This window comes from Chryseobacterium glaciei (genome assembly GCF_001648155.1).
GTDB classification, from domain to species: domain Bacteria; phylum Bacteroidota; class Bacteroidia; order Flavobacteriales; family Weeksellaceae; genus Chryseobacterium; species Chryseobacterium glaciei.
The window spans coordinates 2637653-2653955 of the sequence record NZ_CP015199.1 but is presented as its reverse complement, the minus strand read 5'-3'; the positions used below and the strand labels follow the sequence as shown (position 1 = coordinate 2653955).

At 35.2% G+C, this 16303-nt stretch carries 10 protein-coding genes; 4 read left to right on the top strand and 6 right to left on the bottom strand.

Annotation, left to right across the window (positions count from 1 at the left end; translation table 11 throughout):
- Positions 1-57 precede the first annotated feature (57 nt).
- Positions 58-1281, bottom strand: coding sequence for an imidazolonepropionase (gene hutI, locus A0O34_RS11840; RefSeq protein ID WP_066754867.1), 1224 nt, complete (start codon positions 1279-1281; stop codon positions 58-60).
- Between the two features lie 200 nt (positions 1282-1481).
- Between hutI and ruvB the strand changes: the two genes are divergently transcribed.
- Genes ruvB through coaE form a run of 4 tightly spaced genes read left to right on the top strand, consistent with a single transcriptional unit; the run spans position 1482 to position 4657 of the window.
- Positions 1482-2504, top strand: coding sequence for a Holliday junction branch migration DNA helicase RuvB (gene ruvB, locus A0O34_RS11835; protein ID WP_066754866.1), 1023 nt, complete (start codon positions 1482-1484; stop codon positions 2502-2504).
- Positions 2505-2510: 6 nt separating this feature from the next.
- Positions 2511-3119, top strand: a complete 609-nt coding sequence (locus A0O34_RS11830) for an FMN-binding negative transcriptional regulator (RefSeq protein ID WP_066754864.1) — start codon at positions 2511-2513, stop codon at positions 3117-3119.
- Between the two features lie 35 nt (positions 3120-3154).
- Positions 3155-4021, top strand: coding sequence for an MBL fold metallo-hydrolase (locus A0O34_RS11825; RefSeq protein WP_066754862.1), 867 nt, complete (start codon positions 3155-3157; stop codon positions 4019-4021).
- Positions 4022-4030: 9 nt separating this feature from the next.
- On the top strand, positions 4031-4657 hold the full coding sequence (gene coaE, locus A0O34_RS11820) for a dephospho-CoA kinase (RefSeq protein WP_066754861.1): 627 nt from the start codon (positions 4031-4033) through the stop codon (positions 4655-4657).
- A gap of 109 nt (positions 4658-4766) precedes the next feature.
- Here the strand turns inward: coaE and A0O34_RS11815 are convergent, their stop codons facing one another.
- The 5 genes from A0O34_RS11815 to A0O34_RS11795 form a co-directional block, all read right to left on the bottom strand.
- Positions 4767-8330: a GEVED domain-containing protein gene (locus tag A0O34_RS11815; RefSeq protein WP_066754859.1), complete on the bottom strand. Its 3564-nt coding sequence runs from the start codon at positions 8328-8330 to the stop codon at positions 4767-4769.
- Positions 8331-8727: 397 nt separating this feature from the next.
- Positions 8728-11706, bottom strand: a complete 2979-nt coding sequence (locus tag A0O34_RS11810; protein WP_066754857.1) for a reprolysin-like metallopeptidase — start codon at positions 11704-11706, stop codon at positions 8728-8730.
- Positions 11707-11883: 177 nt separating this feature from the next.
- Positions 11884-14805, bottom strand: a complete 2922-nt coding sequence (locus A0O34_RS11805; protein WP_066754855.1) for a reprolysin-like metallopeptidase — start codon at positions 14803-14805, stop codon at positions 11884-11886.
- A 353-nt stretch (positions 14806-15158) separates the two neighbouring features.
- Complete coding sequence (locus A0O34_RS11800) at positions 15159-15818, bottom strand: DUF6048 family protein (RefSeq protein WP_066754852.1); 660 nt, start codon at positions 15816-15818, stop codon at positions 15159-15161.
- Positions 15784-16248, bottom strand: a complete 465-nt coding sequence (locus tag A0O34_RS11795) for a DUF6452 family protein (protein WP_228394284.1) — start codon at positions 16246-16248, stop codon at positions 15784-15786. Before A0O34_RS11795 ends, A0O34_RS11800 begins: the two co-directional genes overlap by 35 nt.
- Between the last annotated feature and the right edge of the window lie 55 nt (positions 16249-16303).

Sequence of the window (16303 nt, the reverse complement as noted above, 5' to 3'; positions counted from 1 at the left end):
AACTCGATTTGGTTAATTTAGCTTCTTACAAAATGACAATGTGTATGGTTGGTTATTTTAAATTTTATTTCCGTCAATATAAATATTTTCAGCGTTCAAACTTCCTTGATTATACAAAACATTTTGGAAGTTATTTGTTTTAAAAGTTACAAAATCTGCTTTCAAACCGTTTTCTAATCTTCCCCTATCTTCCAAGCCAAGAGCAAATGCCGAACGGAAAGTCATTCCCGCTAAAACTTCTGCTGTTGTTAATTTTTCAAAAGTTGCTAAAATTGAAGCTTGAGTAATTAAATTTCCCATCGGTGCAGAACCGGGATTCCAGTCACTTGCAATGGCTAAAATTGCTCCTGCATCCAATAATTTTCTGGCCGGAGTAAATTTTTCGCCTAATCCTAAACTTGCACCAGGAAGAGCTGTTGCAACCGTATTTGATTGAGCCAAAAACTCAATATCTTCATCAATTGTAGCTTCCAAATGGTCTGCAGATTTAGCACCAACTTCAACCGCAATTCTTGAACTTCCGGGGGTAAATTGATCTGCATGAACTGTAATTTCAAAACCTAAGTCTTTAGTTTTAAGCAAGAAATCTTTACTTTCTTCAGGTTGAAATGCTGACTTTTCAATGAAAATATCAACACGTTTTGCTAATCCTTCTTCTTTTACTTTTGGTAAAATTTCGGTAATGATATAATTTAAATATTCCTGATTGCTACCTTCAAAATCTCTTGGTTTCAAATGGGCAGAAAGACAAGTCGGAACTAAAGTCGCTTTAGTCTGCTTCTGTGCTTTTTTGATCATTCGAAGCATTTTCAGTTCGTTTTCTACATCAAGACCATATCCGCTTTTTACTTCAATTGTGGTAATTCCTAATGAGATCAGAAAATCAATTCTTTCTAATAAAGTTTTTAATAATTCTTCTTCAGAAGCACTTCTTGTATGTTGAACAGAACTCCAGATTCCACCTCCACTTTCAGCAATTTCTAAATATGTTTTTCCTGCATTTCTCATTGCAAAATCATTCGCACGATTTCCACCAAAACAAATATGGGTGTGAGAATCTACAAAAGCGGGAAGAACAATTTGTTCGCCTTCAATAGTCTCTATCTCTATATTTTGATTTTCAGATTTTAATTCTTCGAAATTTCCAACACTCTGAATTTTGTTGTTATTTACTAAAATTCCTCCATCAGTAATAATTTCTAATTGTTCGTCAGATAATTTTCCTCTTAACGGAAGATTGGCAAGCGTTACAACCTGCTTAAAAGGCCCTATAAGTTTCATTATTTATGATTAAGACTAAAAGTCTGTTTTAATTAAAATTTTTCATCTCAAAAATACTTAAAATATCTCAATCTTTTAAAACATAAACATTCCCTGTCCCAATGATAGCCATATCCTAAATCTCAACCTTAAATAATCTCAGCCTCAACCCTAATCTTAACCTCAATTTTTCCTATCTTTGAGGTAAATGAAATGAATTAATGCCAGATTTTTTACATCCAGATAAAGAAAATTACTCCCATGAAGAGCTCATACAGGAAGAACAAATTCGTCCGCAGAGCTTTAAAGATTTTGCAGGGCAAAGAAAAACACTAGAAAATCTTGAAGTTTTCGTTACTGCTGCAAAAAAACGTGGCGGGGCTCTAGACCATGTTCTTTTGCATGGCCCACCCGGTCTTGGTAAAACTACTCTATCCAATATTATCGCTAACGAACTTGGGGTAAACTGTAAAATAACTTCCGGCCCTGTTTTAGATAAACCGGGAAGTTTAGCTGGATTATTGACTAATCTTGAGGAAAACGATGTCCTTTTTATTGATGAGATTCACCGTCTTTCTCCTATCGTAGAAGAATATTTGTATTCAGCGATGGAGGATTTTAAGATTGATATCATGCTTGAAACGGGCCCGAATGCAAGAAGTGTACAAATTGGGCTTAATCCTTTTACATTGGTGGGAGCAACAACCAGAAGTGGAATGCTGACAAAACCAATGCTAGCAAGATTCGGGATTCAAAGCAGATTGGAGTATTATTCTATTGAGCTTTTATCGATGATCGTTATCAGAAGTTCTAGAGTTTTAGGAATAAAGATTTATGAAGATGCCGCCCTTGAAATTGCGAGAAGAAGTCGTGGAACTCCAAGAATTGCGAATGCTCTTTTAAGGAGAGTTCGAGATTTTGCCGAAATAAAAGGCAATGGCGAAATTGAAATTAATATCACAAAATACGCATTGAATTCTTTAAATGTAGACGAATTCGGACTGGATGAGATGGATAACAAAATTATGCGTGTCATGATTGAAAACTTCAAAGGAAAACCTGTCGGAATTTCAGCTTTGGCGACATCCATTGCCGAAAATCCTGAAACATTGGAGGAAGTTTATGAACCATTTTTAATTCAGGAAGGGTTTATTATTCGTACGCCGAGAGGTAGAGAAGTTACTGACAAGGCGTATAAACATTTAAATATTGCCATTCCTAGAAATCCGGGAGAATTATTTTAACAATCTATGTTCATACCTAAAATATACCGAAGTGAAGACTATAATTTGATGAAACAGATCATCAAAGAAAATGCTTTTGCTTTACTTATTTCTTCGGTCGATAAAATCAGAGCAACTCATTCAATGATGATGCTCAATGAAGATGATCCTGAAAATATTTATATTGAATCTCATATTTCCAGAGCGAATCCTCAGGCAAAAACCTTGAAAAACGGCGATGAAGTTTTATGTGATTTTCTGGGTGCTCATACTTACATTTCCAGTAGTTGGTATGATCATGTGAATGTTTCAACATGGAATTATGAAGCCGTTCAGATCTATGGAAAAGTAGAATTAATGAATCAGGAAGAGCTTTACAATCATCTTGAAAAATTAACTGCCAAATATGAGAATTTTCAGAAATGCCCGATGTTTGTAGAGAAAATGGGTCAGGAATTTGTGGAAAAGGAAATGAAAGGCGCTTTTGGGTTAAAAATAATTCCGACCGAGATATTTATTCAACAAAAATTGTCTCAAAACAGAAAAGAAGCAGACTTTCAAAATATTATTTCCAATCTTGAAAATACAGACGAAAACGGAAAAAAGATTGCTGAAAGAATGAAAAATATTAAATAATTTTATCAATTAAAATAAACTAATCAAAAATATATATGAAGTTATATCCTATACAATGTGGAAAATTTAAGCTGGACGGCGGCGCAATGTTTGGAGTCGTCCCAAAGAGTCTGTGGGAGAAGACTAACCCAGCAGACGAAAAAAACTTAATTGAATTGGGAACCCGCTCTTTATTAATTGAAGATGGAAAAAAATTAATCTTAGTAGACTGCGGTCTTGGAAACAAGCAGGATGATAAATTCTTCGGTCACTACTCTCTTTGGGGAGACGATAATTTAGATAAAAACTTAAAAAAATATGGTTTTGTAAAGGAAGATATCACCGATGTTTTCTTAACTCACCTTCACTTCGACCACTGTGGTGGGGCGATTGAATGGAATGACGACAAAACCGGCTACAGACCTGCATTCAAAAATGCACAATTCTGGACTAACGAAAATCATTGGCAGTGGGCAACTGAGCCTAATCCAAGAGAAAAAGCAAGCTTTTTAAAGGAAAACATTCTTCCTATGCAGGAAAGCGGGCAGCTTAACTTTTTGCCACTTCCGGCAAACGGAAATTATGGTTTCGCTCCAGATTTGAAAATGGACGTTATTTTTGTTGACGGACATACAGAAAAGCAAATGCTTCCTGTGATTCAATATCAGGAGAAAACGGTTGTTTTTGCTGCGGATCTTATTCCAACTGCGGGACATATCAACCCTGTTTATGTGATGGGTTATGATACAAGACCTCTTTTAACTATGGAGGAAAAATCAAAATTCCTGAAGCAATGTGTGGATAACGAATATTTACTGTTCTTCGAACACGATGCCCATAACGAATTGGCTAGTCTTAAAATGACCGAAAAAGGAGTAAGACTTGATGAAACCTTTAGTTTTAATGATGTTTTTGGATATTAATTTTTAATTATGGAAGACTTACATTCAGAAACAAAAAAAGCAGAACCACCATCATCCAAGGTCATTGGTTTAACTGGCGGAATAGGTTCTGGAAAGACCACTGTTGCCCATTTTATTGAAGAGTGCGGGTTTCCCGTTTATTACTCGGATGACAGGGCAAAAACGATCGTTAATGATAATGATGAATTAAAGGTTAAAATTAAAGAACTTCTAGGCGAAGAATCTTACGATGAAAACGGACTTTACGACAGGAAATTTGTTGCAGAAAAAGTTTTTAACGATAAAGATCTTCTTCATCAATTAAATGAGATCATTCATCCTGCTGTTCGCATTGATTTTGAAGAATGGCTGGAAAAGCAAACCAAATATTTAGTTTTTAAAGAGACTGCATTATTGTTTGAATTAAAACTTAATAAACAATGCTACAAATCTCTGTTGGTAACTGCAGAAGACAATATAAGAACCAAAAGAGTAATGGATAGGGACGGAAAAACCTATCGTGAAATAGAAGCCATTATGGAGAAACAAATGTCTGAAAAAGACAAGATAAAGCTCGCAGACTGCATCATTTATAACAATACCAATCTCGAAGATCTAAAGGAACAAACCGAACGGATTATTTTCGAAATAGAATAAAATAAAAACTCGTTAGAAAAATTTAGCGAGTTTTTTGTTGACCTGATTTTAATAAAAAAAATAAGCTCCCATTTCTGAGAGCTTATTCTATTTTAAAGATAATTTACTATTATTCTTTGATGAATTTCTTTTGGGCAGTACCCTTAACATCATCGATATCTATTACATAAACTCCGTTGATCAAATTACTAACATTGATCTTGTTGTTTAAGATAATTCCCGCTGATACTACTTGTCCTGCTGCGTTATAGATCTTATAATTAGATCTAGGACTTGTATTCTTCACATTCAATGTAGTTTTTACCGGGTTAGGGTAAATCATTATTTCAGTCTGGTTCGTTGCATTAGGAACAGGAGTTTTTGAAATTCTCACTGTGTAATCTTCAACTTCTCCATTTGCAAAACTTGTACAGTTTACTGGGATACCATCTTTTTGCAATGCTACTCTCATCACTACATATTTGTAATCTGTTAAGCTGATGAATGCATCTGCAGGTACATTAAACGTTCCTGTAACAGGAGTTGTTGTACTAGGAGGTGAAGCAATGATTCTTTCGTTAATGTCGAAGTATCCGTTTCTGTCGAAATCGATCCAAACAGCAACACCTTCTTCATTATTAGTACCTAACCAAGATTTTTCAATCGTAATTTGGTTTCCTGTAGATCCTTGAATTAATTCTATGAATCTAGCCGGAACACCTGTGTAATCTGTATAAGTAGATCCTACTGAGATGCTTTCCATTACTGGTTTACCATTTGGCTTCACCGTTACTTTTGAAATAAATTCATTAGCTGCACTTCCTGAAGACATTGGGCAATAAGTTACCGTAGGTGTCGTAAAGAAGTATGGTTGAGTGTAAGTACCCGGCGTACCTGAACATACATTTACAACCTGCATTTCATATTTAGTTAATTCTAATAATCCTGTTAACGTAAGAGTATTTATTGAAACCGGTACGTTTGTCCAGCTCGGAATACCTACTTTTCTATATCTTAAGATATAAGTTGCTCCCGGGAACGGATCCCAAACCACAACTGCTGAAGTAGGAGTAAGATTTGTAATCGTTAATCCCGGAGGAGGCAATACGCAAGTTCTATCAGTAGTAAATACTTTAGGATTAGACCACGGATTAACAAGTGTAGTACCATTACAAATATTTGCTATCTGAACTTCATACGAAGTATATACATTTAAATTAGCAAGAGTATAAGTATTTGCTGGAGCTACCGGTAAAGGTATATTAGCGCTCCATCCTGTAGCACCGCTTCCTACGATTCTGTATCTCATTACATAAGTAGAACTTGCAGCTAAAGGAGCCCATGTTATCAATGCCGAAGTTGTTGTGATATTACTTACCGTAACATTCGGAGGAGTAGGATCACATTTTGTTGCAAATGCTACAGGAGTAGCAGTTCCTTCAGTCGTATTACAAACAGCAACTACTATTGCTTCGTAATTTTTAGCAGGCTGTAAACCTGTTGGAATAACAAAGCTGTTTGTAGGTGGCGCTAATAATGCAGATGAATTTGGCCATCCGGCAGTTCCTACTTCTCTCCAATATACTTTATAGTTAAGGTTATTAGTAGATTGAGTCCAATGTACCGTTGCAGAAATATGGCTAATTGTGTCTACATAAACATTTGTTGGTGCCGTTGTAGAACAAGGTTTAATAATAAAAGTATAGTCTACATAATTACCATAAGGAGCTGATCCGCAAGGTGTGATTGCTCCACTAAATGATGTTGCAAATCTCGCTCTATAAGAACCTGCAGGGCGACCTGCTGTGTTAATTGTTGTTGTTGCTGTCGGAACATAAGTAGTCGAAGCATAAACCGTTTCCGTTAAAGGATCAAACACCATATCGTTATTCCAGTCTATCCATAAATAATAATAGTATGAACTTGTTCCAGTAGTCATGCTAACATCTACAGTAGTTCCCGGCAATGCAGAGAAACTTGTTGCAGAATTGTTCACATATGCACTATATGTAGAAGCAGTATAAGCAAGATTGGTAAATCCTCCTGTAGTTGTAATATTCTTCAAATAATATGTTGTTGAAGATGAACCTCCTGTAGGAACACAATAATTAGTGTAAACCGAAAGAGGACCTGTCCAATCACCAATATCAGTTGAGCTACATCTCGCTCTTACCCAAATGTAGTAAGTTGTACTTGCAGCTAATCCGGAGATTAATTGAGTTGGCCCTGTAACTCCAGTGTATTGAGGAGTAACAGTTGGAGCAGGAGTTGCAGCACTTGTAGTATAATAAACATCATAACCACCTGCAGGTGCCGGAGCCGGTACCGTCCATTGTATTGTAGTACTTGAAGTTGTAGTGTTCACTACTGCTAAACCTTGTGGATCCAGACATGTTGGTGCAACTCTTACTTTGAAATCGTCCACACCTAAATACCAAGGAGCACTTGTAGCACTAACGCTTACTCCGAAATTATATGTACCAGAAACTGTAGGCGTATAATATACTTTATACAATACATATCCATTTGTTCCTTGTGTTGCTGTAATGAATGCTCCTAAAGTTGTTGCTCCTGTAGCAGACTGTGAAGTATTCACTAATGCATTACCTGTAAATCCTATATAAGAACTTGTTGTACCTCCCGTATTATAATAGAAAGAATATTCATACGCTGTACCTGCTGTCAAAGCAAAGCCCGGTGTCCAAAGTTGGCTGGCAGTGGTATTACCGTATTGAATACTCATATAATTCGGTGCAGATTTTGGCGCATTAAATGTTGTAGTGCCCGTATTTGCAGAAGCCCAAGCATAAGTACCAGTTACTTGTTTCCAACAACTTGGTACAATACCTGATCCTATTGGAGTTAGAGTGTCAAAATTTTCAGTCCAAGGAAGAGTTGTAATTGCCGTACAAAGTGTCTTAAAAGGTGTTCCCGCAGCCCAGAAACTCTTATCTGTAGAAGAACAAATTGCTCGAACCCACCAATAATAAGTAGTATTAGCTGCAAGGCTACCTACCGTAACTGAAGTTCCTGTAGGAACTGCTGTTCCCGCAGTTGCACCAGTAGGAGGAACACCCGTTGTATTCATATAATATTCGTAACCATTTGCCGGAGTCGTCACCGAAGCAGTCCAAGACAAGGTTGCAGCATTAGCTAAAATATTTGATGATACTAATGCTGTAGGAACAATACAAGTTGGAGGAGCTCCCACCTGAATTGTAAAATCTACAAAGTTTCCCCAGGCATTAGGTCCACATGCAGTAATAGGAGTAGCAGGTGTTATATAGCCATTCTCTATTCTTACTCTGTAAGAGCCATAAGCCTGTGCAGCCGGAACAGTTATATTTCCGGTATAAGTAGCTGCATACGTTGTAGTAGCAATAGGGTTTTCACCAGCATCGTTAAAGTCAAGATCATTATTCCAATCTATGTACACATAATATTTTGCCGTACTTGAACTGGTAGCCAAGTTTAGAAGTATAGTTCCACCCGGAGATGTATTTACTGCCTGGGCCGAATTATTAACATAAGCTTGGTATGCTGTTGCTGTATAATTAATACTATTCTGATCAGATAGGGAGATTGTTTTTAAATAATAGGTCGTACTTGATCCACCCGCCGTTGGAGTACAGTACTGAGCTTTCAATCCCAAAAATGACAGAAAAAATAAAAATAAAAGATAAAATTTTCTCATAAGTCAAATTGTTTTAAAAAAATAAATTCATAATACATTCATTTATAACTTTTATATTCTTAATAATTAAGAATTCAATATCCGCTTTCAACAGGGGGATTATTTGTAATAGTATTATTACTGTTCACTTGGCTGCAAGGCAATGTTGTTGCCTGTTCATAGGATTGCGTTGCAAAACCTATATTTATCAGAGCCAGAAAAAGAATTAAAAAAGTAAAGGTTTTCTTCATATGTTCTCTATATTATATTAATTAAACAAATCTAATGATTTTTTGTTATTAATTTGCCAATTGAAATATTTTTTTTACGGAAACCTCATAATAACATAGCTTATATATTAATAATAAAAAAATCCTCAGGCAAAACCTGAGGATTTATTATTGTTATGAAAGTTCTATTACTTTTTAATGAATTTGGATTTGAATAAATCTTTTCCTTTTTCTTCAATTGTAATTACATATCCTCCTTTTACTAATTCAGAAACGTTGATTTTTCCTGAGTTGATATTTCCGCTATTTACTAACTGACCAGCAGCACTGTAAATTTTGAAAGCAGCTTTGTCAGAAACTTTAGTTACGTTTAAGATATCACTTACCGGGTTAGGATAAATCTGAATACCGTCTTTCGGATTAGCAACATCGCTTGTACCTAATGTAGAAGCTACAACAACGTTGTAATCTTCAACTTCACCGTCATTGTAATTAGTTCCACAAACCCAAGTTGCAGGTCCGTTTAATCCAAGGTTAGCTTGTCCGGCAAAACCAAAAAGAACTCTCATTCTTAATGTCTGTCCTTCGATAGCAGTACTTGGAACTGTAAATGATCCTGTGAATGAAGCAACATTCGTTACAGGGAAGTTCATTACTCTTTCAGAAGCATCAAAAGTACCATCTCTGTTATAATCGATAAATACCATTGCAAGGTTATAAGCAGCAACATTTGCCGTAATAGTCATCGTGTTACTAACTCCTTTTACAAGATTAACCTGAAGAGCAGGGTTTGTTGTAAAGTTTGTATAAATAGCTCCAGTTGAAGTATTATTAAGATTCGCAACCGTTACATTTGAAATAAATAGATTCGCAGCAGTAACTGATGCAGCAGCACAATAAGATATTGATGAAGTTGTGAAATTTACTGAAGCTGAATAAGCACCAGGAGTTCCAGAACAAACAGCCGCTATCTGAATTTCATAAGATGTAGCATCTGTAAGACCAGCTAACGTTACAGTAGGAGAAGTAGATGTTGTTGCTATCCAAGCAGTTTGACCTACTTTTCTATAACGAATCATATAAGTTGCTCCTGAAATTGGCGTCCAGCTTACAGTAGCACCATAAGCAGTAATATTACTTGTAGTGATCCCCACTGGAGCAGTACCATCACATGGAGCGAAAGCTACTACAGTTACTGATTTCACTGCATAGAATACGTTTCCGATTGAAGAAACTCTAAGTTTAATTACTTGTCCGTTCAATGAAGTAGGGAAAGTAAATGATTCTGCACCATCATTAGCTGTTGAAGCAGAAAGTACAGTCCAAGTTGTTCCGTTGTCTGTTGTATAGTCAATTTTAACATTAGCAACACTGTAAGGTGCAGCTGTAGTATTTGCTACATCCCACTCAATTGGAGTTGCAACGTTTACGTTAGCATATTGAGTATTAACTTTAAATGGTCCATCATTACCTACAGTAATTGTCTGCTGTGCAAATTGACTCTGCTGTTGAGCCGGATCAGGGTTATTATCTCTTACTGTTACAGTAAAATTAGTTGTTCTAGGAACCATAGAAACAGACTCCCATCCATTATTTGAGTTATCTAAAACTCCTGCTAATACAGAAGATAATTTAGGGAAATATCTTGTTGGGCTCGCAGTAGGTGTAAATGATCTAAATGAAGCACCTGTTGTAGTAGTACCTAAATTAGTTTTATTAATTAAAACACTTGCATTGTCAACTTCTTCCCATGTATAAGTTAATGGGTTGTTTTCTGCATCAGTAGCAGCAGCTGTTAATACGAATGCAGTTCCTTTTGGAATGCTATAAGCAGCTAAAGGAGTAATTACCGGTGCATTGTTTGAGATAGAAGTTTCTATATCACAAGTTTTGCTGATTAAGTTAGCTTGAATCTGAGAAATACTTACTTTATGAAAATAAGCATCAGAATGCGCCTGAACATCAGTTGTAGTACCTGTAATACCAGCATATCCCATAATTGTAGTTCCAGAACCTGGCTCTACATTTACACCTGCTCCCTCAAGAGCGTGAGAGAATGTGTGATTACCTCCTAACTGGTGACCCATTTCGTGAGCTACATAGTCAATATCAAAGTTATCACCTTGAGGAATACCATCTCCAGGAGATGTAAATCCAGAACCTTTTTGCTTAGAAAGAGAAGTAGCAGGTGTTCCTGTAGGATCTATACAAACACATCCGATACATCCTGCATTTCCACCACCACCAGAATCACCTAAAAGGTGTCCGATATCATAGTTAGCACTTCCAACATTCACACTCAATGTTTGCTGAAGCTGAACATTCCAACCATTAGCATTACTTGCATTAGCTGAAGCTGTTCCAACTGAAGGGATTGAATATGGATCTGTTGAGCTGTTCGTAAAAATTACATTTGGAAAATCCTGTAAAATAAGACGTAAAGCAAAATCTTTTTCGAAAACACCGTTTACTCTTGTCATTGTCGCATTAATCTGCGTTAAAGCACCAGCAACAGTACCTCCAAATTTCTGAGTATATTCACCAGTAACCGACATAACCAACCTCATCGTTCTGAATTTCTTATCAGACATTTTTGAGAAATCAGTTGGTTGGTTTGCAAATGATTTACCTTGCTCCAACATCTGATTAATCTGAGCTACCTCAGCTGGGTTTTCTGTTGTACTACAAAAGAAACCTTTTCCTGTTCCTTCTGTTTTATTAGTTTTAGGATGAACAGCATATACAGTTTTATCTGCATTTTGCGGTTCAATAAATTCATAATTCCCATCATTTATTACCATAGATTGGAAATCATTACCTGATAAAGAGAATCTTAGGTACTTAGAGGCATCATCAATTCCAACACCAACATAAGATCCTAGTTGATATTTGTCTGCAAGAGATTTTACAACAACCGGAGAGCTATATACTGCAAATTTTTCAATTTTACCATTTAAAGTTGGTAAAGAAATTTCTACAGCCTTTGCATTAGGACCTGACTCCTGAGCATTTTTAAGCTTTTCTTTAATTGCATTAATATCTAGCTTATAGTAGTTAACAAGAGCGTACTTTATTTCTGTACCTCTCTTGTATGTAGTCGGCGTCCATTGCGCAAAGGCAGAGCCACCAACCAAACTACAAAATAAAATAGTAAGTAGTTTTTTCATAAATTTTTAATTATATTTTCCGCCAAATATAGCTATTTTCCATTTATTATCCCTAAAAATAAAACAATAATATAATAAAAACACAAAGAAACATCGCAGCTACTTGTAAAAAAAACAAACTCCAAGCATTCTTGGAGTCTGTTTTACACACTAAAAACTATATTTTTATGTTTTTTACTACTTCTTTATGAACTTGTTATTTTTAGAAATATTTTTATCTTGTATTGTTATAACATAAGCACCTTTTATTAAAGAACTCACATTAACTTGTTTATTATTAATATTTCCACTTTGTAAAAGTTGGCCTGTAGCACCATAAATTTTATAAGTAGTCTTTTCTGAAACATTAGTAATATTTAAAATATCACTTACAGGATTAGGATAAATTTGAATATCATCTTTAGGGTTAGCAATATCATTTGTAGCTAAAACATCATTAACGACTACATTATAATCCTCAACTTCACCATATGTATATGATGTACATGCTGACGGAACTGTATTATAGCGTAGAGCGACTCTCATTTTTAAATTTTTATTTAATACTGATGTATTAGGAACTGTAAAGGTAACCGATACAGGGGTAACCTGACTTGGAGCAGAATCCATAACCATTTCACTTGTTTCAAAAGTTCCATTTCTGTTAAAATCTATCCAGACTCTTACTGCTTCATTATATAGATCCGCAGTCCACGTTTTAGTAACTGATACCGTATTATTAGTTGATCCTTTTACCAGATTCACTGTTTTAGAAGGATCTATTCCATAATTAGTATAAGTACCAGCTCCGGAAGTATTATTTACATTCGCTAACGTTACATTTGAAATATACTCATCATTCGAATCTCCAGAGGTTAGATTACAATAAACCACAGAGGATAAAGTTGTAAACTGAACTGTTGAGCTAAATGCACCCGGAGTTCCAGAACAAACCGCTGCCACCTGTACATCATATTTTGTTTCCTCTTCTAAACTATTAAGAGTTACATTATTTGTTGTGGAAGTTGTTTGTTGCCAAGTGGTGTCTGTGGATTTTTTATATCTAATTTGATATGTTGCCCCAACAACAGCATTCCAATTTACTGATGCAGCAGATGTGGTTATATTACTAATAGCTAAACCAGTAGGAGCAGTCCCATCACAATTGGCTGCAGATGTTACCAGTACTTGCTTTATAGCATAAAATATATTTCCTATCGATGAGATTCTTAGCTTTATATTTTGTCCGTTTAGCGCTACAGGAAACATAAAGTTTTCTGCGCCGTCATTAGGAGTAGAAGCAGACAACAACGTCCAAGTCACACCATTATCAGTTGTGTAGTCAACTTTTACATTCGTAACATTATAAGGAGCTGATGCTGTGTTAGCTACATCCCATAAAACCGCAGTTGATACATTATGATAAACTTGAGTCGTATTTATTTTAAATGGACCGTCATTACCAACAGTAATAGTTTGCTCCGCAAATTGAGTTTGTTGTTGAGTAGCAGAAGCGTTGTTATCTCTTACAGTTACTGCAAATTTAGTTGTTCTCGGAACCATTGAAACAGATTCCCATGTATTTCCGCTATTATTCAATACTCCATTTAGTACTGAAGATAGCAAAGGGAAATATCTTGTAGGAGTTACTGTAGGAGTTAAAGATCTGAATGAAGGTCCACTGGTTGTTGTTCCTAAATTATTAGCATTTGTAGTAACACTTGCATTGTCAACCTCTTCCCAGGTATATGTCATTGGATCGTTCTCAGCATCAGTCGCAGAAGCCGTTAACACAAATGCCGTTCCCTTAGGAATGTTATAGGTAGGTAAAGCTGCAATTACAGGAGGATTGTTTGTAATTGTAGTTTCTACGTCACAAGTTGTACTAATTAAATTCGCTTGAACCTGCTTGATACTAGCGATATGAAAATAGGCATCAGAATGAGCTTGAACATCTGTAGTTGGACCTGTGATCCCTGCATAGCCCATAATGGTTGAACCTGAACCAGGCTCCATATTAACACCGGTTCCTTCGAGAGACTTGGAAAATGTATGGTTAGCTCCTAATTGATGTCCCATTTCGTGGGCTACATAGTCGATATCAAAGTTATCTCCTTGTGGGGCACCGCCGCTAGCAGGAGAAGTAATTCCTGAACCCTTTCCTTCTGGATCTGCTGTGGTAGGATCTGTACATACACAACCGATACACCCCGCATTACCACCTCCTCCAGAAGCTCCAAATAAATGCCCGATATCATAATTGGTATTTCCAACATTAGTAGTTAACGTATTTTGTAATTCAAGATTCCAATTACCCAATTGTGCTGAAGGTGAATATGGATCTGTAGCCGGATTGGTATAAATAATCCCCGGATAACTCTGTACATTTAAATGTAATGCAAAATCTTTTTCAAAAACACCATTTACTCTGGTCATTGTTGCATTAATTGCCGTTAAGGCTCCTGCAACCGTTCCTCCAAAAAACTGTGTATATTCACCTGTTACAGACATTGCCAAACGCATTGTTCTGTACTTCTTATCAGAATTTTTAGAAAAATCAGTTGTTTGGTTACTGAATGATTTTCCTTTTTCATAAAGATCAGCTAGCTCTTGCTTTGAAAATTTAGTCTCATTTGTAGAACATAAAAAGCCTTCTTTACTTTTATCAGTTTTGGGATGTATCCCATATACTGTTTTGTCTGTATTTTGTGGTTCTATAAATTCATAGCTTCCATCTTTGATAATCATTGATTGGAAATCATTAGGTGAAACAGAAAATCTCACATATTTGGAAGGATCATTAATTCCTACCCCAACATACGATCCCAATTGATATTGATCTGCTAATTCTTTAACCACTACAGGAAAACTATATACAGCAAATTTTTCAATCTTTCCTTCTAAAGTTGGTAATGAAATTTCTACAGGTTTTGCATTTTTACCTGTTTCCTGAACATCTTTAAGCTGTGTTCTAATTTTACTAATGTCCAGCTTGTAATAATTTTTAATCCCAGAAAATTTTTCTGTCGATTTTCTCTCAAATGTAGTTGGAGTCCATTGTCCTAAAGCAGACCCTCCAATTAAACTACACAATAAGGCAGTAATAATTCTTTTTCTCATAAAAAATATTTATGTTTATAATTGTAATAAATTTAAACATTTTTTTTAATAATTTACACTTATGAACATCTTACTAAATTATTAATAATCTAACTTACAAAATATTATTTATTTATCATTTTACATATGAAATCAATAACAATAAACTTATTTAAAATATTATTTTAAATAAAAAAAAACACAAACGAATAATTAAAAGCAACTTTATCTATTCATTTATAAATTTTAATGTTTAACATTCTAAATGATATACAAACAAAAAAAATACATAAACTAATATGTATTTTTTTCACTATAAAGAGATTAAATAAAAAAGAATTATTTTACTTTAAAAGTTAGCTCTCTTATATTTTTTAAAACTTATAAGCAATATTCCAAGCAAATCCCATTGCAAATTTAGATGAGCTTTTCCCAAAACCAGGAACGATCATTGGCTGAATTTCGTCCTGTTTTGTTGTAAATACCATGTATTTTGGCTGAAGATTTACATCTATATAAAAATTAGATTCAAATAACTGAACTCTCCCGCCAATCATGCCCTCAAGCCAATATGAAGATTGTGTAGAAGATGGAAAAGCAACAGAAGATGTGCTACCACCAAATCCACGGACAGGAATTGCCATATATTCTTGGGTATAAAATGATCCGGCAGCTTTACCACCTACATAAAATCCGTTGAATTCATTTTCTGCATCTTTAGCCAACATGTAGAAAACTCCAAGTTTAACAAATGGACCATTTGCTTTTACATCATATCCGTTTTTCTGATAGATATTTGAATCAAAACCAGCATCGATAACAGCGTGCAGATCATTTTTAATTTTAGATGATATAAATCCCTGATACATTTTTCTATCTGAAAAGAAAGAACTTCCTGCATTTAGAAGATCAAAACCAACCATAAAATTGGGTTTATACGTCCATTTTTCTTTTTTCACCTCTTTATTTTCTTGAGCAAAGCTCAACAAACTTAGTATACTAAAAAAGAAGGAAAATATTAGTTTTGTCTTCATTCTCTATTTGATTTAAGTCTACCTCTACTTTCTTTACAACTGTAGGAGTAATTAATTCTGTCGTTAAATTTTCATATGTTTTTTTAATACCACAACCTGGAGAAACATATACCGCTTTTGTTGTATAGTTTATTCTAACCTTAGATTCGGTACCCTTTAGTCTTGTTTTGACATAAATATCTGTGTAAGGAGCATCATCAACACGCAAAGGTATTAATCTAGATGCCACAGCCGCAGTTTTCCCCAATTCAACCTTAGTACCAGAGCCATAATCTACTGCTACATATAATGTATCTATAGTTCCAGGCTTACCGGTTTCAAAACTTTTAAAACCAATTTTCATTCTTGGAGTACCTTCACCGCTTTCGCAGATATCGTCATCGCCTCCACACGAGAAAAGCATACCTAAAAAGCAGGTCAGTATGAGCAATTTAAAATACTTCATCTGTCGTTTATATTTTTTAATTTGGTCAGATGGAACTGAC

What these genes read in the sequence shown, in the direction of transcription:
- hutI (WP_066754867.1), bottom strand. Translation starts at nt 1,281, where the DNA reads ATGAAACTTATAGGGCCTTTTAAGCAGGTTGTAACGCTTGCCAATCTT.
- ruvB (WP_066754866.1), top strand. Translation starts at nt 1,482, where the DNA reads ATGCCAGATTTTTTACATCCAGATAAAGAAAATTACTCCCATGAAGAG.
- A0O34_RS11830 (WP_066754864.1), top strand. Translation starts at nt 2,511, where the DNA reads ATGTTCATACCTAAAATATACCGAAGTGAAGACTATAATTTGATGAAA.
- A0O34_RS11825 (WP_066754862.1), top strand. Translation starts at nt 3,155, where the DNA reads ATGAAGTTATATCCTATACAATGTGGAAAATTTAAGCTGGACGGCGGC.
- coaE (WP_066754861.1), top strand. Translation starts at nt 4,031, where the DNA reads ATGGAAGACTTACATTCAGAAACAAAAAAAGCAGAACCACCATCATCC.
- A0O34_RS11815 (WP_066754859.1), bottom strand. Translation starts at nt 8,330, where the DNA reads ATGAGAAAATTTTATCTTTTATTTTTATTTTTTCTGTCATTTTTGGGA.
- A0O34_RS11810 (WP_066754857.1), bottom strand. Translation starts at nt 11,706, where the DNA reads ATGAAAAAACTACTTACTATTTTATTTTGTAGTTTGGTTGGTGGCTCT.
- A0O34_RS11805 (WP_066754855.1), bottom strand. Translation starts at nt 14,805, where the DNA reads ATGAGAAAAAGAATTATTACTGCCTTATTGTGTAGTTTAATTGGAGGG.
- A0O34_RS11800 (WP_066754852.1), bottom strand. Translation starts at nt 15,818, where the DNA reads ATGAAGACAAAACTAATATTTTCCTTCTTTTTTAGTATACTAAGTTTG.